Origin of the sequence: Pseudescherichia sp. AS216, assembly GCF_037152055.1 — a bacterium.
Lineage (GTDB): Bacteria > Pseudomonadota > Gammaproteobacteria > Enterobacterales > Enterobacteriaceae > Pseudescherichia.
Window position 1 is genome coordinate 979,195 of the sequence record NZ_JBBCMV010000001.1, and the last position, 23,223, is coordinate 1,002,417.

At 55.9% G+C, this 23,223-nt stretch carries 21 protein-coding genes and 2 tRNA genes; 12 read left to right on the forward strand and 11 right to left on the reverse strand.

Annotated elements, in window-relative coordinates; translation table 11 throughout:
• Window positions 1–80: 80 nt before the first annotated feature.
• The gene (locus WFN61_RS04830; protein WP_257757389.1) at window positions 81–971 is read left to right on the forward strand and encodes a LysR family transcriptional regulator; all 891 of its coding nucleotides are present in this window, start codon (window positions 81–83) and stop codon (window positions 969–971) included.
• Between the two features lie 43 nt (window positions 972–1,014).
• Here the strand turns inward: WFN61_RS04830 and WFN61_RS04835 are convergent, their stop codons facing one another.
• Window positions 1,015–2,469, reverse strand: coding sequence for an AMP nucleosidase (locus tag WFN61_RS04835; RefSeq protein WP_144811979.1), 1,455 nt, complete (start codon window positions 2,467–2,469; stop codon window positions 1,015–1,017).
• A gap of 143 nt (window positions 2,470–2,612) precedes the next feature.
• Between WFN61_RS04835 and WFN61_RS04840 the strand changes: the two genes are divergently transcribed.
• On the forward strand, window positions 2,613–3,779 hold the full coding sequence (locus WFN61_RS04840; RefSeq protein ID WP_337037958.1) for a hypothetical protein: 1,167 nt from the start codon (window positions 2,613–2,615) through the stop codon (window positions 3,777–3,779).
• Window positions 3,780–3,808: 29 nt separating this feature from the next.
• Here the strand turns inward: WFN61_RS04840 and WFN61_RS04845 are convergent, their stop codons facing one another.
• The 6 genes from WFN61_RS04845 to mdtK all read right to left on the reverse strand — a co-directional run bounded on the left by WFN61_RS04845 (window position 3,809) and on the right by mdtK (window position 8,201).
• Window positions 3,809–3,949, reverse strand: a complete 141-nt coding sequence (locus WFN61_RS04845) for a hypothetical protein (RefSeq protein ID WP_144811972.1) — start codon at window positions 3,947–3,949, stop codon at window positions 3,809–3,811.
• Between the two features lie 91 nt (window positions 3,950–4,040).
• Complete coding sequence (locus WFN61_RS04850) at window positions 4,041–5,159, reverse strand: mechanosensitive ion channel family protein (protein WP_337037960.1); 1,119 nt, start codon at window positions 5,157–5,159, stop codon at window positions 4,041–4,043.
• A 155-nt stretch (window positions 5,160–5,314) separates the two neighbouring features.
• Window positions 5,315–6,301, reverse strand: a complete 987-nt coding sequence (locus WFN61_RS04855; RefSeq protein WP_312178409.1) for an Ig-like domain-containing protein — start codon at window positions 6,299–6,301, stop codon at window positions 5,315–5,317.
• 213 nt (window positions 6,302–6,514) lie between these two features.
• Window positions 6,515–6,591, reverse strand: a tRNA-Val gene (locus WFN61_RS04860).
• Window positions 6,592–6,599: 8 nt separating this feature from the next.
• A tRNA-Val gene (locus tag WFN61_RS04865) sits at window positions 6,600–6,676 on the reverse strand.
• 151 nt (window positions 6,677–6,827) lie between these two features.
• The gene (mdtK, locus tag WFN61_RS04870; protein WP_312634124.1) at window positions 6,828–8,201 is read right to left on the reverse strand and encodes an MdtK family multidrug efflux MATE transporter; all 1,374 of its coding nucleotides are present in this window, start codon (window positions 8,199–8,201) and stop codon (window positions 6,828–6,830) included.
• Window positions 8,202–8,429: 228 nt separating this feature from the next.
• Here mdtK and WFN61_RS04875 point away from each other — a divergent pair, with 228 nt between their 5' ends.
• Complete coding sequence (locus WFN61_RS04875; RefSeq protein WP_144811956.1) at window positions 8,430–9,080, forward strand: riboflavin synthase subunit alpha; 651 nt, start codon at window positions 8,430–8,432, stop codon at window positions 9,078–9,080.
• A 52-nt stretch (window positions 9,081–9,132) separates the two neighbouring features.
• On the opposite strand, the gene cfa is transcribed toward WFN61_RS04875, so the two are convergent.
• Both cfa and punC read right to left on the reverse strand, forming a co-directional pair.
• Entirely contained in the window at window positions 9,133–10,281 is a 1,149-nt protein-coding gene (gene cfa, locus WFN61_RS04880; RefSeq protein WP_144811953.1) for a cyclopropane fatty acyl phospholipid synthase, read from the reverse strand.
• Window positions 10,282–10,545: 264 nt separating this feature from the next.
• Window positions 10,546–11,703 (reverse strand): purine nucleoside transporter PunC, encoded by a 1,158-nt coding sequence (gene punC, locus WFN61_RS04885; RefSeq protein WP_337038100.1) that lies wholly within the window; start codon window positions 11,701–11,703, stop codon window positions 10,546–10,548.
• 135 nt (window positions 11,704–11,838) lie between these two features.
• Here punC and punR point away from each other — a divergent pair, with 135 nt between their 5' ends.
• Window positions 11,839–12,750, forward strand: coding sequence for a DNA-binding transcriptional activator PunR (gene punR, locus WFN61_RS04890; RefSeq protein WP_144811950.1), 912 nt, complete (start codon window positions 11,839–11,841; stop codon window positions 12,748–12,750).
• Window positions 12,751–12,782: 32 nt separating this feature from the next.
• On the opposite strand, the gene purR is transcribed toward punR, so the two are convergent.
• Window positions 12,783–13,808: an HTH-type transcriptional repressor PurR gene (gene purR, locus WFN61_RS04895; protein WP_144811946.1), complete on the reverse strand. Its 1,026-nt coding sequence runs from the start codon at window positions 13,806–13,808 to the stop codon at window positions 12,783–12,785.
• A gap of 297 nt (window positions 13,809–14,105) precedes the next feature.
• Between purR and cydH the strand changes: the two genes are divergently transcribed.
• Window positions 14,106–14,195: a cytochrome bd-I oxidase subunit CydH gene (gene cydH, locus WFN61_RS04900; RefSeq protein WP_103820868.1), complete on the forward strand. Its 90-nt coding sequence runs from the start codon at window positions 14,106–14,108 to the stop codon at window positions 14,193–14,195.
• A gap of 182 nt (window positions 14,196–14,377) precedes the next feature.
• Window positions 14,378–15,544, forward strand: coding sequence for an MFS transporter (locus WFN61_RS04905; RefSeq protein WP_144811943.1), 1,167 nt, complete (start codon window positions 14,378–14,380; stop codon window positions 15,542–15,544).
• Between the two features lie 35 nt (window positions 15,545–15,579).
• Here WFN61_RS04905 and WFN61_RS04910 read toward each other — a convergent pair whose 3' ends face one another.
• Window positions 15,580–16,425 carry a C40 family peptidase gene (locus tag WFN61_RS04910; RefSeq protein WP_144811941.1) on the reverse strand — a complete coding sequence of 282 codons (846 nt, stop codon included), beginning with the start codon at window positions 16,423–16,425 and terminating at the stop codon, window positions 15,580–15,582.
• Window positions 16,426–16,760: 335 nt separating this feature from the next.
• Between WFN61_RS04910 and WFN61_RS04915 the strand changes: the two genes are divergently transcribed.
• The 6 genes from WFN61_RS04915 (at window position 16,761) to WFN61_RS04940 (ending at window position 23,216) form a co-directional block, all read left to right on the forward strand.
• A complete protein-coding gene (locus tag WFN61_RS04915) occupies window positions 16,761–17,108 on the forward strand; it encodes a Grx4 family monothiol glutaredoxin (RefSeq protein ID WP_144811938.1) in 348 nt (115 codons plus the stop codon).
• A gap of 301 nt (window positions 17,109–17,409) precedes the next feature.
• Entirely contained in the window at window positions 17,410–17,907 is a 498-nt protein-coding gene (gene tssB, locus WFN61_RS04920; protein ID WP_144811934.1) for a type VI secretion system contractile sheath small subunit, read from the forward strand.
• Window positions 17,908–17,944: 37 nt separating this feature from the next.
• The gene (tssC, locus tag WFN61_RS04925) at window positions 17,945–19,495 is read left to right on the forward strand and encodes a type VI secretion system contractile sheath large subunit (protein ID WP_312777813.1); all 1,551 of its coding nucleotides are present in this window, start codon (window positions 17,945–17,947) and stop codon (window positions 19,493–19,495) included.
• A gap of 15 nt (window positions 19,496–19,510) precedes the next feature.
• Window positions 19,511–20,848: a type VI secretion system baseplate subunit TssK gene (gene tssK / locus WFN61_RS04930; RefSeq protein ID WP_312274253.1), complete on the forward strand. Its 1,338-nt coding sequence runs from the start codon at window positions 19,511–19,513 to the stop codon at window positions 20,846–20,848.
• Window positions 20,845–21,513: a type VI secretion system protein TssL, short form gene (tssL, locus tag WFN61_RS04935; protein ID WP_144811926.1), complete on the forward strand. Its 669-nt coding sequence runs from the start codon at window positions 20,845–20,847 to the stop codon at window positions 21,511–21,513. Before tssK ends, tssL begins: the two co-directional genes overlap by 4 nt.
• Complete coding sequence (locus WFN61_RS04940) at window positions 21,510–23,216, forward strand: OmpA family protein (RefSeq protein WP_312274252.1); 1,707 nt, start codon at window positions 21,510–21,512, stop codon at window positions 23,214–23,216. The genes tssL and WFN61_RS04940 overlap by 4 nt, the downstream gene beginning before the upstream one ends.
• The last annotated feature ends 7 nt before the right edge of the window (window positions 23,217–23,223 follow it).

Here is a 23,223-nt window from a genome sequence, read left to right on the forward strand (position 1 = left end):
GATTCAATTATCACCTAAAATAGTTATCATATGCCTGTTATAAGGGGCTGTATAATTCCATTTTATTGAGGGTTCAATAAATGAAAGGAATAGATATAAAATTACTGCGTGCTTTTATTACGCTGGCGGAAAACAAAAGTTATAGCCATGCTGCAAAAACGCTTTTCCTCACCCAGCCCGCGCTCTCTAAGCAGATACAAACGCTTGAAAAACTGACCGGCGGGAACCTTTTCCTTCGTGGTCGCCATGGCGCAACCCTGACTGACTTCGGAACACTGCTTTTTGCTAAGGCAAATGCGCTCCTACAGTCCCACATTGACTTCCTTGATTATGCAAAAGAGCTGACGGCACAAAGGCAGGAAAAAATAGCGTTGGGGTTTGGTATTTCATCATTCCATAAAGTTCCCATATGGATAAATCGATTCCATCAGCAGTTTCCTCAATGTGATGTGGTCATCAATCAGCTCCCCTCCAGCGTGCAGATGAAAATGTTATTGGATGGCAGCCTGCATGTCGGTTTTGTGCGAATGCCGGTAACCGAAGGCCTCTCTTCAATAATAATTCACAAGGAGACGCTGGCTCTGGCCATCCCGGCAGAAAGCCATATTGAACCGTGGAATATTCAGCATGCTTTATCAACCTATACGCTACTCCAACTGCATCCCTCTTCCGGCCCGTGCCTTGCAGAACAGACGGCAGCGTTTCTCCAATGTAACCAGTTTAACGTCAGGCCCGCCACGGTAACGGAGGATATACCCACACTTTTGGCGCTGGTTGCCGGTGGCAACGGTATCGCTTTTTTGCCGAAGAGCGTTCAGCATTTTTTACCCGCTGGCGTAAAACTGCTGGTGCCGCCGGAAAATCAGATCCACTGGAATATTGGTGTTGCCTGGAATGCAAAAAAGAAAAGCGCCTTGCGTGATGATTTTTTACAGTATGTTGTGACGGGCAATACGGTAAACGAGCGGTAAAAACAAAGAAAAGCCCGCAAAAAAGCAGGCTTTTGCGCTCTGTTTACCGGAACGGCGGCTCGTTAAAGGTTCGCAGTTTGCGCGAGTGCAGGCGGTCGCCTTCGGCGCGCAGCAGGTCAATTGCCCGGATGCCTATCTGTAAGTGCTCGGAAATCGCCCCCTCGTAAAAACGGTTGGCCTGGCCCGGCAGCTTGATCTCACCGTGCAGCGGCTTGTCAGAGACGCAGAGCAGCGTGCCGTAGGGAACACGGAAGCGGTAGCCCTGGGCGGCGATGGTGGCGCTCTCCATATCGATCGCTACTGCGCGGCTCAGGTTAAAGCGCAGGGCGGAAGCGCTGTAGCGCAGCTCCCAGTTGCGATCGTCAGTAGTGACCACCGTCCCGGTACGCAGCCGCTGCTTAACCTCTTCACCAGGCATGCCGCTGACCGTTTTGGTGGCGTCATAGAGGGCGCGCTGTACTTCGGCAATGCTCGGGATGGGAATATCCGGCGGCAGCACCGCATCCAGAACGTGATCGTCCCGCAGGTAGGCGTGCGCCAGCACGTAGTCCCCGATGGACTGGCTTTCACGCAGGCCGCCGCAGTGGCCAATCATCAGCCATAATGCGGGCCGCAGTACGGCAAGGTGATCGCAGATGGTCTTCGCGTTAGACGGGCCGACACCAATATTCACCAAAGTAATGCCTTCGCCATCGGCAGTAATCAGGTGCCAGGCGGGCATCTGGTGCTTTTTCCATGCCAGATCGGAAATGGCTTCTTCCGGTGCTTCGGTCTCGGCGGTGATCCAGACCCCGCCCGCGCAGGAGAGCGCAATATAGGGGCTGTCGGGATCGAGGATCTGGCTACAGCCCCAGCGCACAAACTCATCTACGTAGCGGGTGTAGTTGGTAAACAGCACGAAAGGCTGGAAGTGCTCGACAGGCGTGCCGGTGTAGTGACGCAGGCGGGCCAGTGAGAAATCGACCCGGCGGGCATCGAAGTGCGATAGCGGATAGAGCTCGGTAGGGTGGAACAGCCCATCCGCGGTCTCATCGCCAATCTGTGCCAGCTCGGTTGTCGGGAAGTGGCGGGTCAGTCCGGCGCTCATGGAGCGATCCAGCGTCAGGGCAGAGCCGTCAATCACGTACGGATAGGGGATCTCATGCTGGGAGGGGCCAACTTCGATTTGCGCGCCATAGTCATTGTACAGCAGCGTTAACTGTTCCAGCAGGTAGGTGCGAAACAGGCCCGGACGGGTGATCGTGGTGGTATAGCGGCCCGAGTGAGTAAAGCGACCGTAGGCGCGGGTTTTAGGCGGATTGGTGGTATTGCCATCCCAGGAGACAGAGAGCTCGGGATAGACAAATTTGCCTTGAGCACGCGTCAGGGTATCGGGCAGGGAACCCTCTTCTATATACAGGCCAATAGCGTTGCGTAGCGCATTGACCGACTCCTCATACAGCGCGTCAAGCTTCTCCAGGGCCTGTTCAGGCGTCAAACCTTCACCCATGTTATGCATCGTTATCTCCTTGTTCGCAGGTGTGCTGACATACACGATAGTATGTCACAGGAATATGAAACAAAAGGGTGGGATAATTTCATACTTTAGCCACGCTCTGCCTGCCTATACTCCTGTGATCGATCGCTGCCGGATCTCCTTTGATGTCGATTATAGAATGTCTCTTCACTATTCAGCATGGATGCCAGAAGATCGTGGCGCTATTCCTGTTGGTTATGTTCTCTCTACACGCTCATCATGCCTACGGCCACTACCCGCCGGAGCCGCCCGCGGCGTGCAGCAGTAGTCTTGATGAGGCAGGGCGTGGACGTTGCCTGCTGGATCGCGTCTACCAGGCTGGCGAGGTGGTAGCCGAGGCCGGTTTGGACAGAGCGGCATACCGTCAGCAGGCGGATATTGCGCTGACACAAATTGAAGAGATGGCTGCGCCCCCGGCCTTGCTGCTGGCGGAAGCGCGTTTCGCCCTGGCCTGGGCCAGCGATGCAGATAACCAGGCGTTTACGGACCCGGTAAGCGAAGAAGCGGACAGGCTCACCACGTTGCACTATCAGAGGGTCTGCTTTCCCCCTCATCCAGAAACCGCCAGCGCTGACCTCAATATCGCTCAGTTGCTGTGTACCGTAGCGAGGCAGCGTATTCATCTACTGGAAAATGGCCTCGATCGTGCTCTGCCAGCGGGGGCCGGTATGGAGGCGATGCTGGGTTTTATTGAGCGCTACCCGCTGTTAAAAAGCGATACGGGGTTGGATGATGCTAACCTGCGCCTGGCGCGACGGTTAGTGGTGCTGGGACTGGGGTTCGCTTCAGCCGAGCGTGCAGGAGTACAGTCTAAACAGGCGGCGGGGCTTGCTTTTCTAATGCTGTCGTTGGCTGAGGCCCAGCGCGATCCACCGGATCGCGAGGCGATTGCCTTCGCGGCCGGTATCGTCCAGCTCGTTGATTTAGCCCGGCCTGCAGATCGTCCCCGGCAGGATTACAACATTAAACTGGTCGCCTTGAGTCACCGTCTGGTGTCTGAAGCCTTCCCGCCGGCAAGCCGCGTCGTTGTCAATAGCAACCAGCTGCAGGCGGATATGGATATCGATATTGCGCTAAACCCTGTCTATCCACCGGCTATGCGCAGCGCAGCGGCTGAGGAGGCGAAAGCGCTAGTAGAGATCCTGACCCAGAATGCTGTTCAGCAGCAGGAGTATGCCACGCAGCGGGAGCGGCTAGAGGTGGTGCAAACGCTTTTCGAGCGGCTGGAGCAGTATAAGCCAGAGCCGGAGCAACATCCTGAATTCGCCGCCGTCTGCCCCGTTCACATATAAAAAACCGGCCTGAGCGGCCGGTTTGAGTATCAGATTTTGCAGGCGTCGCCGCAGTCATCATCGGCGACGATCGCCTGCGCTTTTTTATCCGCGTCTTCCAGACGTTCTGCATTGCGCTCCTGCGCTTCGTCAAGCCCGGCAAACTCCAGGTTGTCGAGATCAATTTCCATTAGCTACCCCTTTTAAAAGCCGATTGATTTGTTACTTTAGCATTATATGCCATCCGTTCGGGATGGCGAGAAATGCTAACCAGCCCCTGAATCAGGCCTCTTTAGGCCAGCGCTGCATTGCAACCGGGAACGGCATCGCTTCAGGCTGGGCGGGCGTTCTGACCACCAGGCTAGGCAGCGCCAGCTCAATCTCATTTTCATTCAGCTTTTCAATAATACGGATATTGATCTCCTGCTGAATATCCATGTACTTGTTGTAATCCGCCGTATTAACAATATGCACGACTTCAAAGGTCAGGCGATCCGCATTAAACGCCAGCAGGTGGGCACGGTCGAACTTTGTCTCACCCACCTCATTAATAATGGTTTTAACCATATCACCTACAGTGCGCAGCTTTTCCGGCGGGGTGGCGAGCGCCACGCCAAAGGTGAAAACGATACGGCGGGTCTGCATACGCTTGTAGTTATGAATGGTCTGCTGCAGCAGCTGGGCGTTGGCGCAGACAATCTGCTCCCCGCTGAGGCTGCGGATACGGGTGGTTTTTAGCCCGATATGCTCAATGGTACCGGCCACGTCGTTAAACACCACAAAGTCGCCAATTTCAAAAGGCTTATCGAAGCCGATCGACAGAGAGGCGAAAACATCGCTCAGCACGGTCTGGACCGCCAGCGCGATAGCAATACCGCCAACGCCAAGGCTGGCAACCAGGGCAGTAATATCGACCCCAATATTCGCCAGAATCGACAGCAGCATCATTGACCAGACCACGACGCGCAGGATCATACCCAGAATAACCATCGTCACCGGATTTTTATTCGATCCTGGCGCATAGAGCAGATGGCGCATCCAGGATTGCACGCCCTGATCGAGCCAGATAGCAATCTGGATAGCGATGACAAAGAACCAGATGTGGGAGATCGTTGAGAACAGGCGATCGGGGAGATCGACGAAGCGCAGGCTAAACAGAAAGGCTGCGATAAAGAGCAGTAGCTTGTTGGTGCGCTTAAGGATATCGAAGGCGATAAAGCGTGAGTGGGTGCTGTTGCCCTCTTTTTTACTGGCCTGCTGGATAGTCTTATAGACAAAACTAAGCAGCCGGTTGGTCAGCCAGTAGGTAATGAGGGTGACGAAAAAGACGATAGCCAGATTGATCCAAAACGCGGGTGACATCAACACCGTAACGATATTTAGTCGTGCCAGATACTCCATTTTACCTCCGTTTCTAAGCACAGAAACGCTACAGTATAGCTGCCGGAGGAGAAAAGCGAGGTGCATTCGGTCTGGTGAACTTATAGCCAGGCGGGGAAACAACCTGCCTGGCAGAACAGGAGTTAATCGAAGATAAACACGGTTTGACAGTCAGGTTACGCAACCGTATCGACGCCGACTTTACCCACGGCAGAAGACTGAACGTCATCACCGTTAGCTGGCGTCATCACATACCACGCCTGCGCTGAGCCGCGTTGAACGCCTGGGATAGCCTCCGCCGGGATGTCAACCAGGCAGTAGCCCTCCGCAACGTTATCGGCGGTAACGATATAGGGAATATTTATAGAGGTAATCTGAATACCCTGTTCGTCCGCAACCTGCCAGGTCACGCTAAGCTGGTCATTTGAGGCAAGGTCGTTGTAAGCGATGTTAAGCTGAGTCCCGTCGCTGGCTTCGTTTATGTTGATCCAGCCGTCTGCACCTTCAGGAAACGTCGGTGCGGGCAGGGTCGGCGTCATCCCGCCACCGGTAACGGTGACACGCCACGGAACGGATGCCCCTCCGTTACCTTCTTTATCATAGTACTGATAAAACAGCTCGTAGGTTCCATCTGCCAGACAGGCGGGGGGGAATGTATCAGTAATATCAATAACTATCGGAAAATCATCCGTAAGGCTGTGGATTTCCGTTGAATAGCGATGAATATTGTCCCACCAAAAAACCACTTTATCTCTGAGCCGAATAGCCGAGAAAGCATCAATAACGACCTGAACCTGCTGGGCAATATCATATTTATCCAGCTCGCCGTCCATGCCGTTAGGCACATATACGGGCGGAACGTTAGCGTCATAAAAACAGGCTTCCGTCAGGGCAGCGGTTGAGACATCATCAATAAAGGCTGCATATACAATAACTGCGGGGGTATCGCTTGTTACCTGCTGTGTTGCCTGACCAGATGAGTCAGTGGTGGCTTCAGTTTTGACCTGGGTGCGCTGTTCAACCCAGGTTACGGTAACGCCGGAGACCGGTAGGCCAGCGTCATCCAGCACCGTGGCCGTTAAGATAATAGTGTCACCAGGTCTGGTATTCAGCGGCTCGGCGGTGATTGCTGCAATCGTATTCGTAGCAGTAGCTGTGTTCATAGTTAATCCTCTTAATGAATAAATGTTCCAGTGAGCAGAGCTTTTCTGCGGAACGCTGAAACTATATCCATGGAGGTGCCTATAGAACGGTTAAAAAAAGAGCAGATAATATTTTAAAAAGATAAATGAAGCTTAAGGGTAAAAGAGTGAGTACAGACTTTTTTCATTGAGAATGAGTAAGAGATAAAGCTGAAAAGGGTACTGCCAGGGATTTGGTGCGTCTGAATGGACTCGAACCATCGACCCCCACCATGTCAAGGTGGTGCTCTAACCAACTGAGCTACAGACGCATATAGGATGGTGCGTTCAATTGGACTCGAACCAACGACCCCCACCATGTCAAGGTGGTGCTCTAACCAACTGAGCTATGAACGCAACGTTGTGTGTGACAACGGGGACGAATATTAGCGGCAGGCGGCGGCTCTGGCAAGCAGAAAAAAGCACTTTTATTACTGATTTCACGCGATTGCGGAACAACTGCGCAAAACGTTGATAAAACAGCCGCCGGCAGGCGGCTGGCGGTGAATTATCGCGCGGCGCGCTGAAGGATCACGCTGGAAGGCTGACGCTGCAGGAAGCGCATCCGCAGCATCATCAGGATCGCCGCCGAGGTCAGGCCGATAATAAAGCCCATCCAGAAGCCCGCCGGACCCATGCGATCGACCACCAGATCGGTCAGCGCCAGCACATAGCCGCTCGGAAGCCCCAGCACCCAGTAGGCGGTGAAAGTGATAAAAAAGATCGAGCGAGTATCTTTGTAGCCACGCAGAATGCCGCTGCCCACCACCTGAATAGAGTCAGAGATCTGATAGATGGCCGCCAGCATCATCAGCTGGGCCGCCAGATGCACTACCTCGGGATTATCGTTGTAGAGCAGGGCGATATGCTCTCGCAGCGATACGGTAAAGATTGCGGTAAGCACCGCCATGCACACGCCAACGCCCAAACCCGTTCGCGCGGCAGTCTGCGCCTCCAGGGTTGAACCCTGCCCGAGGCGAAAACCGACGCGGATGGTTACCGCCGCTGCCAGCGACAGCGGCAGGACAAACATCAGCGAGCTAAAGTTGAGGGCAATCTGATGTCCCGCTACGTTAACAATACCCAGCGGAGAGACCAGCAGCGCCACTACGGCAAACAGCGTCACCTCAAAGAACAGCGCCAGTGCGATCGGCAGGCCAAGCTGCACCAGACGTTTAAGGAGGCTGAAGTCGGGTTTCGTAAAGTGCTGGTCCTGGCGGATATCACGCATGGAGCGGGCGCGTTTGATGTAGGAGAGCATACAGATAAACATCACCCAATAGACCGCCGCGGTGGCGACACCGCAGCCGACGCCGCCCAGTTCTGGCATGCCAAAGTGGCCGTAGATAAAGATATAGTTAACCGGGATATTCACCAGCAGGCCGATAAAGCCAAACACCATGCCGGGTTTGGTCTTTGCCAGCCCCTCGCACTGGTTACGCGCCACCTGGAAGAAAAGGTAGCCCGGCGTGCCGCAGAGCAGGGCACGGAGGTAGCGTGCGGCTTTATCCGCCAGTTCTGGGTCAATGTTATGCATGGCATGAATAATATGACCGGCATTCCAGAGGACGACCATGATTAACACCGAGACAAAGCCGGCCAGCCAAAAGCCCTGGCGCACCTGTTCGGCAATGCGATCCCGACGGCCTGAGCCGTTGAGCTGAGCGATAATCGGGGTCAGGGCCAGCAGCAGGCCGTGGCCAAAAAGGATGGCCGGAAGCCAGATGGACGTGCCGATGGCGACGGCCGCCATATCGGTGGCGCTGTAGCCGCCCGCCATAATGGTATCTACAAATCCCATCGCGGTTTGTGCAACCTGGGCAAGGATCACCGGGATAGCCAGCGCCAGCAGCTGGCGTGCTTCGATATAATACTTCTGCACGGAAACACCTGTATATTGTTGTTATAGGGAAGCATGAAAAAGCCGCCGTAACAGGCAGCAAGAAGAAATTGCAGGATAAATAGCCAGACCATTGTAACGGGGAACAGCGAATATGCCAGAGAAAAAACAGTCTGGGCGGGTGCAGCGCTGGCAACCTCTTTTTCCACCTGTTATTGTGCAATTATCAAAACGGCTTGCGCCGAATTAATGGTTACAGGAGTTGTAGGCATGTTTACTGGTATTGTACAGGGCACGGCAAAAATCGTGTCCATTGATGAGAAACCCAACTTCCGCACCCACGTCGTCGAACTGCCTGAGGCGATGCTGCCGGGGCTGGAGACCGGTGCGTCTGTGGCGCACAACGGTTGCTGCCTGACCGTCACCAGCATCAACGGCCCGCTGGTAAGCTTTGACCTGATGAAAGAGACGCTGCGTATTACCAACCTGGGTGAACTGAGCGTTGGCGGCGAGGTGAACGTTGAGCGTGCAGCGAAGTTCAGCGATGAAATTGGCGGCCATCTGATGTCAGGGCATATTATTACCACCGCAGAGGTAGTGAAAATTCTGGCCTCAGAAAATAATCGTCAAATCTGGTTTAAAGTTCAGGACGCCAACCTGATGAAATATATTCTTTATAAAGGCTACGTTGGCGTGGATGGTATTAGCCTGACGGTGGGGGAGGTCACGCCGACACGTTTCTGTGTGCATCTGATCCCCGAAACGTTGGAGCGCACTACGCTGGGCAATAAAAAGCTGGGGCATAAGGTCAATATTGAGATCGACCCGCAGACCCAGGCCATTGTCGATACGGTCGAACGCGTATTGGCCAGTCGGGAAGCAGCGATGATTGCCGCCTCGGTTAGCGGCAGCGACGAGTAACGAGTAAAAAGATAAAAAACCCCGGCATGCCGGGGTTTTTTATCAGTATATATTAGCGCGCCACGCGCAGGCCGTTTTCGACGCCGCGGCTGAATACCACCTGCCAAAGCTGAATATCCCGCGCACGAAACGCACCCGCACAGGCATTCAGGTAGTAGCTGAACATGCGCTTAAAGCGTTCAGAGTAGTTATCAGCAATCTCCGGCCAGGCAGCCAGAAAACGCTCGTGCCAGGCCATCAGCGTGGTATCGTAATCAGTGCCAAAGTTATGCCAGTCCTCCATGATGAAATGAGGCTCGCTGGCCGTGGCAATCTGGCGCACCGATGGCAGGCAGCCGTTCGGGAAGATATACTTATCGATCCACGGGTCAACGTTGTTATCGCTTATTTTCGCGCCAATCGTGTGGAGCAGGAACAGACCCTCTGGCTTGAGGTTGCGATCGACCACCTCAAAATAGGTGGCATAGTTTTTTGGACCCACGTGCTCAAACATGCCGACCGAGACCACGCGGTCAAACTGATCTTTTAGATCGCGATAATCCTTTAGCAGAATGGTCACATCCAGCCCCTCGCAGCGGGACTGGGCCATCTTTTGCTGCTCTGCCGAGATGGTAACGCCGGTCACGCTGACGCCATAGTTTTTAGCCATAAAGTAAGCCAGACCACCCCAGCCGCAGCCGATATCAAGCACGCGCATGCCGGGCTGCAACTGCAATTTTTCACAGATTAGCCGCAGCTTGGCCTGCTGTGCGGCTTCCAGGGTCTGGGCCTCTTTCCAGTAGGCACACGAGTACTGCATATAGGGATCGAGCATGCGGCTGAAGAGATCGTTACCCAGATCGTAATGCTCTTTGCCAACTATCCAGGCACGCTTCTGACTTTGCAGGTTAAGCACCCGCGCTGCTGCAATACGAAGGGTATCTTTGAGGTGGCGCGGCATCTGCTTATCCAGACCGGCGCGGAGAACCTTGCTAAAGAACATATCCAGCCGGTCACACTCCCACCAGCCGTCCATATAGCTCTCCCCCAGCCCAAGCGAGCCCTCTTTTAACACGCGCTTAAAAAAACGGGGATTTTTAACCCGGATATCCGACGGGGCGGTACCGTTAATGTTAATGCCCGCACGGCTTAACAGTTCGTTTGCGATACGGAACCAGTTATCGCTCTGTATGTTGACTTCTTCTATACACGATGAACTCATAGCTTCTCCATCACCCTATGTGATCAGAACCTTCAAACAGCGTAGACGCGTTTAACGGTTTGTGAGAAATCCCACGGAACGGGCCGTGAGCTTGATATCCGACGTAGAACAGAGGAAGGGAGATAGCCCTTGCCGAAAATGCCGTCCATGGAAGAACAGGCGTACTCCGACGCCTGCCAATACATATTTTTGCTATTAAGAATTATCGAATTGAGTATAGGACGCAAAAACGGCTGGTTCAACCGATTATGGTTAGTTAACTAATTATTTTATTGCCTGTTTTTGCACCCAATAGCCCAGCCCGGCAAGCAGCGCGGTCAACAGCATAACGCTGGTCGTGGTGAGCAGAGGCGTAGCGATAAGCGTTGAAACCAGCAGGCTGGCGAAGAAGCAGAGGCCCAGCTGGAGGGTATTTTGCAGTGCTGCCGCGCGTCCCGCGCCCTGTGGAAACGGACTCAATGCCTGGGCTACAACAATGGGATAGATCGCACCGTTAGCCATCGCCATGACACAGAACGGCACCAGCAGCAGCGTTAATGAAACCTGCGGTATAAAGGAGACCAGCCAGACGGCAACCACGCTCAGGGCGTAGAGCGCCAGCAGCCAGGGCAGCATACGTGGCCCCTGCCAGCGTTGCAGCGCGGCGCGACAGCCGTAACCGCCCAGCAGAAAGGCGATGGTCTGCGGGACATAGCTCAACCCAATCGCCGTGGGACCATAGCCCAGCGCGCTCAGGATAAACGGCGAGCCGGTCAGCCAGGCGAAAAAGCTGGCCGAGCAGGCGGCGTAGATGGTGACGTTTCCGCAGTAAAAGCGGGAGCGTAACAGCAGCCCAAAGGTGACGGGCGTCGCGTGCGGGTGCTGTTTTTTGACCGGTTTTTTAAGGCGCAGCGCGGGCAGCATCAGCAGCAGCGTGATAACAAACAGCACCATGAAGATCGTCTGCCAGTGGGAGTGGGCAAGGATCCAGCTTCCCAGCAGCGGCGCAAGGGCAGGTGACAGCCCTACCAGCGGCATGATGGTGGCAAAAATCCGGTTAACCCGCTGAGCCGGATAGTAGTCCGTTACCAGCGTCTGCCAGCTAACCGCCGCAGCACAGACCCCTACGGCCTGAACAAAACGCAGCACCAGCAGCGTGGTGGCGTCACGCACCCACAGCATGCCGAGGCAGCCGAAAGCAAACAGCCCCAGCCCGCAAAGCAGTATTGGCCTGCGGCCAAAGCGATCGGAGAGTGGGCCCCATACCAGCTGGGCAAGGGCGAAACCGGCCAGAAACAGGCTCAGGCTGGCGCTCACGGCCGATGCAGGCGTATTGAGATCCTGCTGAATAGCAGTAAACGCCGGCAGATACATATCCGTTGCCAGAAAGCCCAGCACGCTTAATCCCGCCAGCCAAACTAAAAATCCTTTACCAGGTAACATCATCATTCCTTCTTATTATCTTTTACACGACAGGTGAACAGGACAGATCGCAAAGCGGCAAAGTGTAGGCAGTGCATTGTCGGTTGTGAAACGGTAATATTTGCGCGGTGCATTCAAATTTTTTGCAGGCAGAATATGTGGTCAGATTACTCCCTTGAAGTCGTAGATACCGTCGCCCGTACCGGCAGCTTTAGCGCCGCCGCCCAGGAGCTGCACCGGGTTCCCTCTGCAATCAGCTATACCGTTCGTCAGCTGGAAGAGTGGCTTGCCGTGCCTTTGTTCGAACGACGTCATCGGGATGTCGTGTTGACCCCTGCCGGCAGCTGGTTTTTGCAGGAGGGGCGGTCTGTCATCAAAAAAATGCAGGTCACCCGACAGCAGTGTCAGCAGATAGCCAACGGCTGGCGCGGGCAGCTCGCGATTGCCGTCGATAATATTGTGCGTCCTGAACGCACCCGGCAGATGATCGTCGACTTCTACCGCCACTTTTCAGACGTGGAGCTGCTTGTGTCGCAAGAGGTGTTTAATGGCGTCTGGGATGCGCTGGCCGATGGGCGCGTAGAGCTGGCTATCGGTGCGACTCAGGCCATACCGGTAGGCGGGCGCTTTGCCTTTCGCGATATGGGGATGCTCAACTGGCGCTGCGTCGTGGCCGCTCATCACCCGCTGGCGGGCAGGGGTGGCCCGCTGAGTGACGATCTCCTGCGCGGCTGGCCGTCGCTGGTGTGGGAAGATACATCCCGTCTGCTGCCCAAGAGGATCACCTGGCTGCTGGACAATCAGCGGCGAATGGTGGTGCCGGACTGGACCTCTTCCGCAGAGTGTCTGAGCGCCGGACTGTGCATCGGTATGGTGCCGGGCCATTTTGCACGGCCGTGGCTCGATCGCGGTGAGTGGGTGGAGCTCCAGCTGGAAGAGCCGTTTCCAGATGCCGCCTGCTGCCTGACCTGGCAGCAAAACGACAACTCGCCCGCGCTGGGCTGGCTGCTGGACTACTTAGGCGATAGCGAAACGCTTAATCGGGAGTGGCTGCGGGAGCCGGAGTGATCGGCTCCCGTAGGTTTTATCGCGGCGGGATCTTAACGGCGATAGTCGCGGAAGGGACCGTCAGCGACCGAGCGGCGCTCGATCAGCCGAGGATGAACCTCAATCGACTGTGACTCTTCACGCTTATTCACAATGCGGTCCATCAGCATATTAAAGGCGGTTTCCCCCAGCGAGTCTTTGGGCTGGTGGATGGTGGTCAGCGCAGGGGTGAAGAACCGCGCGTTACGCACGTTATCATAGCCGATCAGCGATACATCCTGCGGCACGCGCAGGCCCATCTCGTCGACGGCGCAGAGCGCACCCATTGCCATCACATCGCCGCCGCAGAACACGGCAGTAGGGCGGTGCGGCTGAGAGAGGATCTGCTGCATCGCCCGGTAGCCGGACTCAGGTTCAAAGTCGCCCTGCACAATCCAGTTTTCCGGCACGCTGATCAGCGCCTCTTCCATGGCTTTCATAAAGCCAGCCAGACGACCCGCGCCGGTGTTGCGCTCAAGCGGGCCAGGGATCACGCCAATCTCACGATGGCCGCGCTCGACCAGGTAACGGCCAGCCATATACCCGCCTTCGAAGGCGTTATCGATCACCGAGTCGGTAAAGTCTGCTTTTGCCTCGCCCCAGTCCATGACGACCATGGGAATATGGCGATACTCCTCCAGCATGCTGAGCAGCGGGGCGGGGTATTCAGAGCACATCACCAGCAGGCCATCGACGCGCTTTTGCGCCATCATCGACAGATAGGCACCCTGCTTCTCCAGGTTGTTCCAGGCATTACCCAGGATAAGGGTATAGCCTTTCTGGAAGCAGTTTTTCTCTACCGCTTCGATAATCTCGGCAAAGTAGGGCGCTTCGCTGCTGGTCGCCAGCAGGCCAATCGATTTGGTATGGTTAACCTTCAGGCTGCGGGCCACGGCGCTGGGTGAGTAGTGCAGCTCTTTAATAGCTGCCCACACCGCATTACGCGTCTCTTCTGCCACAAAGCGGGTTTTGTTAATAACATGTGATACGGTTGTGGTGGAAACGTTTGCTCGTTTCGCTACGTCTTTTATAGTTGCCATTCAATGTCACTCCAAACCACGACGTAAGCTCCTGAAAATAGTGTAGGTAAACGTTTGCCTCTACTCAGCCTGCACGCAACTTTTGGAGATGCGATTCGCCGGGAAAACGACACGGAACGTCAGGAGGGGTCTATGGCCGGTACGCGAATAAATTTAGCGTGGAATTTTGTCTTATCTTGATGAAAAGGGGAAGCGTTAAAACGCATATCACCCCAAATCAAAGAAGATTTTTGCCCATAAATGTGTAAAAATGCGCAGGCTCACTTTTTGTGGGGTAATAAGAATGGAGAGAAATTGATGAGTGCAGATCTGAAGTTTTCCCTGATGACCACCGTTGTTGTGCTGGGCCTGATTGTTGCGGGTGCGCTGACCGCTGCGTTAAATTGATTCAGCATGGGGGAGGGGCCTCTCTCCCTCTGTTTAATGTCTACCTTTACCCCGCCCAATTGTTATCAAAATGGCAATAAACTTTTGTTAGTTTGATAACTTCTGTTTTTTTGTGATAAATGTCATGCTTTTGGCTTCTGTGACGGTGTCGCCTGTCGACACGGCAATTCTGGAGTCAAAATATGAAAATCAACTTTCCCCTGCTGGCCCTGGCGATTGGGGCATTTGGCATCGGTACCACCGAGTTCTCCCCGATGGGCCTGCTGCCGACGATCGCTCGTGGGGTAGATGTCTCTATACCGGCAGCGGGGATGCTTATTAGCGCCTATGCCATTGGCGTGATGGTGGGTGCGCCGCTGATGACGCTGCTGCTCTCCCATCGTGCGCGCCGTAGCGCGCTGATCTTCCTGATGGCCATCTTTACCCTGGGCAACGTGCTGTCCGCACTCTCTCCTGACTACACCACCCTGATGCTGTCGCGCATTCTCACCAGCCTTAATCACGGGGCCTTCTTTGGGTTGGGATCGGTGGTGGCAGCCAGCGTTGTGCCCAAAGAGAAGCAGGCCAGCGCGGTGGCTACCATGTTTATGGGGCTGACCATCGCCAACATCGGCGGCGTGCCGGCGGCGACATGGCTGGGTGAAACCATCGGCTGGCGAATGTCGTTTCTTGCCACGGCGGGCCTCGGTGTGATCTCGATGCTGAGCCTGTTCTTCTCTCTGCCAAAAGGCAGCGCCGGGCAGCGTCCGGATGTACGCAAAGAGCTGGCCGTGCTGGTACGTCCCCAGGTGCTGTCGGCTTTACTGACCACCGTGCTCGGCGCGGGGGCGATGTTTACGCTCTATACCTACATCGCACCGGTACTGCATGAGATTACCCATGCCACGCCGTTGTTTGTTACTGCCATGCTGGTGCTGATTGGGGTCGGTTTCTCCATCGGCAACTATCTGGGTGGCAAGCTGGCGGATCGCTCCGTAAACGGTACTCTTAAAGGTTTTTTCCTGCTGCTGATCGTTATCATGCTGGCAATCCCGCTGCTGGCACGTAACGAGCTGGGCGCGGCGGTGAGCATGGTCATCTGGGGTGCAGCGACCTTTGCCGTGGTGCCACCGCTGCAAATGCGCGTGATGCGCGTGGCCCATGAGGCGCCAGGCCTGTCGTCCTCAGTGAACATCGGTGCCTTCAACCTGGGCAATGCGCTGGGCGCAGCGGCAGGTGGGGCGGTGATCTCCGGCGGGCTGGGATATAGCGTGGTACCGGTGACCGGGGCGCTGATTGCGGTGCTGGCGCTGCTGCTGGTGCTGATCTCCGGGCGTGGCAACGTCGAACGCGAATACGCGGTGGAGTAATGAAAAGCCCTGCCAGACAATGGCAGGGCTAAAGATTAACGAAGGGTTTTAGAGGTCATCACCCGGCGCGCGCCCACGTAGTGGCGCTGCCAGTAATCTTCGCTCAGGGAGGTGATCTGAATATCCTGGCCGCTGCGCGGAGACTGGATGAATTTACCGTTACCGACGTAGACGCCGACGTGATCGGCTGTGCCGCGACCCTGGGTACGGAAGAAGACCAGATCGCCGCTCTGCAACTCACCGGTGTTGACCGGGGAAGCATCACGCAGGTGATACATCTCATTGGCCGTCCGTGGGATGCGGAACTTGACCAGATCTTTATAGGCGTAATAGACCAGACCGCTACAGTCAAAGCCGGTACGCGGGGAGGACCCACCCCAGCGATAAGGCTTGCCGATCTGATCCATCAGTTTATTCATGGCGGTTTTCTGCGCTTTTTGCATCCGCGCCTTATGCAGATCCGCCAGCGTCTCTGGCTTGCCGCCCTTTACCTTCACGCAGCGTGCCTTGTGGCCTTTGCGCGCAGTGCATTTTTCCGCGATAGCGACGGAGGCAATTTTATCCGGGCTGGTTTTTGTGTGGCGAGAGGCGATTTTACTGGCTTTGGCGCTGCTTGACGCGCGCTTGGTGCTGGAGGAGGCGGTTTTAGCGGTGCTTGCCTTGGTGCTGGTTTTTTTCGTTGTGTTTTTTGCAGTGCCACTGCTTTTCTTTGAAGTCTTTTGGTTAGTGCTTTTACTCTTTCGCTCTGATGCTTTTGCCAAATGCGTTTTTTGCACGGCAGAGGGCCGCGCCTGTTCTGACGCCCCGGCCAGCGGCGAGAACGTCAGCGAGGCAAAAACTAAAGCACAGAGCGTGATCGAGATTTTATTTATCCGCGCCACTGAGCAATCCCCTGAGTCAGTCAAGTAACGAATACGACATGCGTGTGATTTACAAAACTCGTCGATTCTAAAGCATAAAATGGCAAAAAGTTAATAAACTTTTTCCATCACAGCGCTGTTTCGTTAGCAAGCGCAAAAAAAAGCATCAGTTATCGCGCTTTAACGCTCACGAGATGACCAGTTGTGAGGGCCCTGGCGCTAAGCAGCACAATTTTTACGGCAACTTTACCCTTCAGGCGATAAACTAACGGTTGGTGAACAAAATGTTATTTTACCTGCTGGTGTGAAAAGCTAGAATGTCACACCACGCCGTAAGACGTTAAGGAAGTAAGACAATGAGCACAACCGTAGAGAAAATTCAGCAGCAGATCGCTGAAAACCCGATCCTTCTGTATATGAAAGGCTCCCCTAAGCTGCCGAGCTGCGGCTTCTCCGCCCAGGCCGTGCAGGCGCTCTCCGCGTGCGGCGAGCGTTTTGCCTATGTTGATATCCTGCAGAACCCGGACATCCGCGCAGAGCTGCCAAAATACGCTAACTGGCCGACCTTCCCGCAGCTGTGGGTAGACGGCGAACTGGTTGGCGGCTGCGATATCATCATCGAGATGTACCAGCGCGGTGAGCTGCAGTCGCTGATCAAAGAGACGGCTGCGAAGCACAAAACCGAAGAGCCAGACGCAGAGTAAGCGTTACCTCTTGCATAAACGCCTTTCGAACAGATGAAGCCAGACAGTTAAACAACTGCCTGGCTTTTTTTTACATACCCTGATGCATTTATATCAGCGGTAAATTAAATACCCTATATCATTTCCGATTGTTTCAATTTTTAATATTTTAATTATCTCTCGAGTCAAATTCCGAATTTTATAAAAGGGCGCTTTCTTTGCTTTACGCTGTGCTGAATTAGGCGTAAATAGTAATGCGTCCGTTTACCTAGCGGAATTATAACCCGCCAGGGCTCTTAATTAATTCAGGAGATAAATATATATGTCTGAATCATTTCAGAACGAGATACCTCGTGCGCGCGTCAATATAAAGTTGGATCTTGTTACGGGGGGTGCTCAGAAAAAAGTTGAGCTGCCGTTAAAGCTCCTGAGCGTGGGTGATTTCAGCAATGGCAAGGCTGAAGGCCCGCTTTCCGAGCGTGATAAAATAAACATCAACAAAAATAATTTTAACAGCGTCCTGGCCGATCTTAATCCTCGAATCAATCTCACCGTTAAAAACACCCTCGTGGACGACGGCTCAGAAGAGAACGTGCAGCTCTCTTTTCAGCAGATGAAGGACTTTGAGCCCGAGGCCGTGGCGCGCCAGATACCCCAGCTGCGGGCCATGCTCTCTATGCGTAACCTGCTACGCGACTTGAAATCTAATCTGCTTGATAACGCCACTTTCCGAAAAGAACTCGAAACTATTTTAAAAGACCCGACGCTCTCCGATGAGCTACGCAGTGAGCTGAATGCGCTCGCCCCGATCCGCGCTTAATTATCAAATCGTCTTTTAACGGAATAATAACGAGTAAATGCTTATGTCAGTTAATAAAGAATCGAAAAACGGGGTGGGCAGCGCCACTGTTGAAAAAACGCTGCCACAGGGTGGGGTATATGCCTCCCTGTTTGAAAAAATTAATTTAACGCCGGTAGCTGAACTCGGTGATGTAAACGGGTTTGATGATAATACCGTGATGGCCGAAACCTCTGCGGATGCGCGCGTCACTGCCGCAGTAAAAGTATTTATGCAGTGTCTGCAAAATTCCGGGCAGAGGGTAGAGAAGCTGGATAAAACCATCCTCGACCACCATATTGCGGAGCTGGATTTTCAGATTGGCCGTCAGCTTGATGAGGTCATGCATCATGACGCTTTTCAGCGCACGGAGAGCATCTGGCGGGGCCTGAAATCGCTGGTGGATAAAACCGACTTTCGCCAGAACGTCAAGCTGGAACTGCTCGACTTATCCAAAGAGGAGCTGCGCCAGGACTTCGAGGACTCCCCGGAAATCATCCAGAGCGGGCTGTACAAGCAGACCTATATCGCGGAATACGACACCCCCGGCGGAGAACCCATTGCCGCCGTCATCTCCGCCTGGGAGTTCGATGCCTCCGCGCAGGATGTGGCGCTGATGCGTAACATCTCGAAGGTTTCCGCCGCCGCCCACATGCCGTTTATTGGCTCCGCAGGGCCGACATTCTTCTTAAAAGAGAATATGGAGCAGGTGGCAGCCATCAAGGATATCGGTAACTACTTCGACCGCGCGGAGTACATCAAATGGAAATCCTTCCGCGAAACCGATGACTCTCGCTACCTCGGTCTGGTGATGCCGCGCGTGCTGGGACGTCTGCCGTACGGCCCGGATACCGTTCCGGTGCGCAGCTTCAACTACGTTGAGCAGGTCAAAGGCCCGGATCACGACAAATACCTGTGGACCAACGCCTCGTTCGCGTTCGCCGCCAATATGGTGAAAAGCTTCATCAATAACGGCTGGTGCGTGCAGATCCGTGGCCCACAGGCTGGCGGTGCCGTGCAGGACCTGCCTATCCATCTGTACGATCTCGGCACCGGTAACCAGGTGAAGATCCCCTCTGAGGTGATGATCCCGGAAACCCGCGAGTTTGAGTTCGCCAATCTTGGTTTCATCCCGCTCTCCTACTACAAGAACCGCGACTACGCCTGCTTCTTCTCGGCGAACTCCACCCAAAAACCGGCGCTGTATGACACGGCAGATGCCACGGCCAACAGCCGCATCAATGCCCGCCTGCCATACATCTTCCTGCTGTCGCGTATTGCGCACTACCTCAAGCTTATCCAGCGGGAAAACATCGGAACCACTAAGGATCGCCGCCTGCTTGAGCTGGAGCTCAACACCTGGGTACGCGGTCTGGTCACCGAGATGACCGACCCGGGCGATGCCCTACAGGCCTCGCATCCGCTGCGCGATGCAAAAGTGGTGGTGGAAGATATCGAGGACAATCCGGGTTTCTTCCGCGTGAAGCTCTACGCGGTTCCGCATTTCCAGGTGGAAGGCATGGACGTCAATCTGTCGCTGGTCTCTCAGATGCCGAAGGCGAAAGCGTAACGCACAGGAGGTGCGATGAAGACAGAACGACCGCTATGGGCAAGGGGACAGATGATCTCGCCGCAGCATTTTCAGCATCAGGCGGCGCTTACCGCCTGGTCCGCAGAGAGTATCGCCCGGATGGGGGCGCTGAATCCCTGGGGAATAGAGTATGTGGAATTTGACGCCTCCCTGCTGGCGCAGGGGCGGTTGAAAGCCAGCCACCTGTATGTGCGTTATGCCGACGGCACTCTTATCGATACCGATAATGCGGATCCCTTGCCGCCAGTTCTGGTGCTTCCCGAACGCAGCGAGCTGACGGTGGTGCTGGCGTTGCCGCACGAGCATGCAAATGGCGGCAACTGCCTGCGTCCGGACGATAAACAGGCGCGCCCGGTGCGCTGGCGACTTGGCTGGCGGGAGGTACGAAACCGTTATGGTGACGACAGCCGCCAGATCGCGGTGATGCTGCCGGAACTGACGCTGCGTGCGGCGGACGAGGATAACGGTGACTACCAGACGCTGCCCGTTGCCCGCCTGTATCGTGACAATCAGGGTAACTGGATGCAGGACAGCGCCTTTGTTCCACCGCTGTTGAGCGTCCAGGCCAGCCGCTGGCTAACGGATCGACTGGCGCAGTTACTGAATCAGCTGTGCATTCGCCTGCAACGGCTAATGGCGATGCGCCGTGAGAGCAACGAGCGGATGGCGGACTTTGCGGTGGCGGACGTGTCGCTGTTCTGGCTGCTGAATGCCCTGAACCATGCGGAGCCGGTGCTGAGTCATTTTATGCGCCATCCGCAGGTGCATCCCGAACGCCTCTACGAGGTGTTGGCGGGGCTGGCCGGTAGCCTGCTGACCTTTTCGCTTGCGCATACCACGGCTGATATTCCGGTTTACCGTCACGAGCAGTTAACGGCGGTATTCCCGCCGCTGTTTGACCTGCTGGGCGTGCTGCTGGAGGCCAGCCTGCCCTCCAGAGTCGTGGCGATTGAGATGGTCAAGGATGCCCGGCGCAAACGCTGGCATGCCCGCCTGCACGATCCGAGGCTGCGTGAGGATGCCGATTTTTATCTCTCAGTGCGTTCCGCATTACCGGTAGCGCAGCTGCTGGAGCTGTTTCCGCAGCAGTGCAAGGTGGGCAGCCCCGATGAAGTCGACAGAGTGGTCAATGGCTCGCAGCCCGGTGTCCCGCTGCGTGCAATGAGCCATGTTCCGGCGGCGATCCCGCTGCGTCTGGAAAATCAGTATTTCAGCCTTGATATGGCCCATCCGGCAGCGCAGGCCATGCTGGCGGAAGGAAGCTGCGTGTTTTACGTCTCCGGCCTGCTGGGCGAGCCGGAGCTTGAACTCTGGGCGGTGCTGCGTTCATGAAAAAGGATATTGATATTGACACCCTGCTGGAGAACACCTGGCTGATCGTCACCGAGCTGCGTTATGGGGCCGTGCTGGCTGAGGGCGAAGGGGAGATGCTCTGGCAGCGCTGCGTGGAGGATATTACGCAGGTGACGGCGCAGCTAGAGCAGGCCGGAATGAGCGAGGCCGATCGCCAGCATATTCTCTATGCCTGGTGCGCGCTGCTGGATGAAACCGCCAAGGGACGAGAAGGTGAGGATGATGCCTGTATTGTCTGGTACGACCGTCCGCTACAGGCAAAATACTTCGGCACCATGGACGCCGGGGATGCGCTGTACGAGCGAATACGGCAGGTTTTGCGTGAGCCCGCGCCGGATAGCGCGGTGCTAACCTGCTTTCATCGGGTGCTGGCGCTGGGGTTTAAGGGCAGCTATGCCACGCTGAACGACTTCGCTCGTGAGCAGATGGTTCGGGCGCTGGCCGAGCGCGTGCCGCCGTTGAGTTTTGCGTCAAACGTACCGCTTCTGGCCACGGTTTCCGGCGGTCGCGGCGTGCGTGAGAGGTTACGCCACTGGCCGGTGTGTATCGGTCTGTGCGCCATTGCGGTGGCGGCGCTATGGCTGGGGCTTAATCACTGGCTTGACGGGCTGGTGACATCTCTGCTGCCGGGGGCGGGAAAATGAGCGTGCGCCAGCAGCGCCTGGTATGGCTGTGGGGCGGTTTGCTCGCGGCGCTGCTGTGCCTGCTGTTCCTGCCGCTGACGGCCGGTGAACGCGGTTTTACCCTTCTGCTGACAATGACTGTCGTTATTGCTGGTCTGGTTTCTGCTGGTCACCGTCCGGGTGGTTTGGGTGAGGGTGAGGGTGAACTGAAGGAGCTGCCGGAAGCGCCATACCGCCTGCCGGTGGTGCTGGTTTGCGGCGACACGCTGGACTGGCCGGGCGAGGGCACACTATACCGTACCGCGCAGGGCTGCTGGGTGAAGGTGTCCACAGCACAACTGCGGCAGACGGTGCGCCATCTGCTCTGGCAGCGCCCGGAGCTGGTGGCGCAGCTGGCGGTGATGATCGTTGTCCGTCCGCAGCAGCATAACGATGAAGCGATGCTCATTACCCGTCTGCATGAGCTGCGCTGGCAGCTTGCGCAGGTGCGCCGAGATACCCGGCGCACGGTGCCGCTGCTGCTGACCAGCGCCGTTGCGGGGGCATCCGTCGCGGAAACGCTGTGGCAGTCAGTTCAGGCGGGGCGCGCGCTTCAGGTCTGGCTGGCGGATCGCGCCCCGAGCAGCATTACCCACTGGCTTTCGCAGGGCGATAGCACCTCCCGCCTTCGGGCGCAGGTGAGAGTAAACGCGCAAGCCCGCTATATGGCGGAGGCGGTGTTACCGGCGCTGACGGCGAACTCGCCGGACATGCCGCCTGCGGTGCCTGCAATGGTGCTCTACCACCAGGCTCCGTCGTCCGCTGTGCCTGCGCTGGCAGACTCTCTCTGGTCTTGCTGGCTAGCGCGTCGTACCACGCTCAATCAGCTTCCGGGCTGGCAATCGGGCACGGTATCGCCAGGCGATACGCCTCTCCCGGATTTTATTCTGCCGCTGTTGCCGCAGGGTGGCGGTATCACGCCGCGTAACCGGACGCAGCGCCGGGCGCTCTCTCTCTTCACTCTGGCCATGCTGGTCGCGCTGTGCAGCAGTGCATGGAACAACCGTCAGCTGCTGCATCGGCTCGCCTTTGATATCTCGAACTATTACCGAATTGGCATGACGGACACCGTGCCGAAAGCCAGGGCGGTGGCTCGGCTGCGTAACGATGTGGCGTTACTCAATAGCTGGTCTCGTAACGGCGAGCCGATGCGCTACGGGCTGGGGCTCTATCGGGGGGAGCGGCTGCGCCCTGCGGTGCTGGCCGCCATTCAGACATATGTTCCGCCACCCCCTCCGCCGCGGGCGATCAACAAGGTGATCCAGGGTCCGCAGACGGTACGTCTCGACAGCATGTCGCTGTTTGCTACCGGCCAGTGGCAGTTGAAACCCGGCTCCACAAAGGTGCTGGTCAATGCGCTGGTCGGTATTAAGGCCAGGCCCGGCTGGCTGATCGTGGTCGCAGGCCATACCGACAGTATCGGGGATGAAAAACCTAACCAGATCCTCTCTCTGAAACGCGCCGAATCGGTCCGCAACTGGATGCGTAACACGGGCAGCGTGCCGGAGAGCTGTTTTGCGGTACAGGGCTATGGCGAAAGCCGCCCGGTCGCAACCAATGACACCCCGGAAGGCCGGGCGCTGAACCGGCGTGTCGACATCAGTCTGGTGCCGCAGGCCAATGCCTGCCGGATGCCGGACACCCCCCCTTTGTCACCCCAACAGGGCGACGCTAATAAGCAATAAGTGGAGA

Coding starts and splice junctions, on each gene's coding strand:
- WFN61_RS04830 (WP_257757389.1), top strand. CDS start 81: ATGAAAGGAATAGATATAAAATTACTGCGTGCTTTTATTACGCTGGCG.
- WFN61_RS04835 (WP_144811979.1), bottom strand. CDS start 2,469: ATGCATAACATGGGTGAAGGTTTGACGCCTGAACAGGCCCTGGAGAAG.
- WFN61_RS04840 (WP_337037958.1), top strand. CDS start 2,613: ATGTCGATTATAGAATGTCTCTTCACTATTCAGCATGGATGCCAGAAG.
- WFN61_RS04845 (WP_144811972.1), bottom strand. CDS start 3,949: ATGGAAATTGATCTCGACAACCTGGAGTTTGCCGGGCTTGACGAAGCG.
- WFN61_RS04850 (WP_337037960.1), bottom strand. CDS start 5,159: ATGGAGTATCTGGCACGACTAAATATCGTTACGGTGTTGATGTCACCC.
- WFN61_RS04855 (WP_312178409.1), bottom strand. CDS start 6,301: ATGAACACAGCTACTGCTACGAATACGATTGCAGCAATCACCGCCGAG.
- WFN61_RS04875 (WP_144811956.1), top strand. CDS start 8,430: ATGTTTACTGGTATTGTACAGGGCACGGCAAAAATCGTGTCCATTGAT.
- cfa (WP_144811953.1), bottom strand. CDS start 10,281: ATGAGTTCATCGTGTATAGAAGAAGTCAACATACAGAGCGATAACTGG.
- punC (WP_337038100.1), bottom strand. CDS start 11,703: ATGTTACCTGGTAAAGGATTTTTAGTTTGGCTGGCGGGATTAAGCGTG.
- punR (WP_144811950.1), top strand. CDS start 11,839: ATGTGGTCAGATTACTCCCTTGAAGTCGTAGATACCGTCGCCCGTACC.
- purR (WP_144811946.1), bottom strand. CDS start 13,808: ATGGCAACTATAAAAGACGTAGCGAAACGAGCAAACGTTTCCACCACA.
- cydH (WP_103820868.1), top strand. CDS start 14,106: ATGAGTGCAGATCTGAAGTTTTCCCTGATGACCACCGTTGTTGTGCTG.
- WFN61_RS04905 (WP_144811943.1), top strand. CDS start 14,378: ATGAAAATCAACTTTCCCCTGCTGGCCCTGGCGATTGGGGCATTTGGC.
- WFN61_RS04915 (WP_144811938.1), top strand. CDS start 16,761: ATGAGCACAACCGTAGAGAAAATTCAGCAGCAGATCGCTGAAAACCCG.
- tssB (WP_144811934.1), top strand. CDS start 17,410: ATGTCTGAATCATTTCAGAACGAGATACCTCGTGCGCGCGTCAATATA.
- tssC (WP_312777813.1), top strand. CDS start 17,945: ATGCTTATGTCAGTTAATAAAGAATCGAAAAACGGGGTGGGCAGCGCC.
- tssK (WP_312274253.1), top strand. CDS start 19,511: ATGAAGACAGAACGACCGCTATGGGCAAGGGGACAGATGATCTCGCCG.
- tssL (WP_144811926.1), top strand. CDS start 20,845: ATGAAAAAGGATATTGATATTGACACCCTGCTGGAGAACACCTGGCTG.
- WFN61_RS04940 (WP_312274252.1), top strand. CDS start 21,510: ATGAGCGTGCGCCAGCAGCGCCTGGTATGGCTGTGGGGCGGTTTGCTC.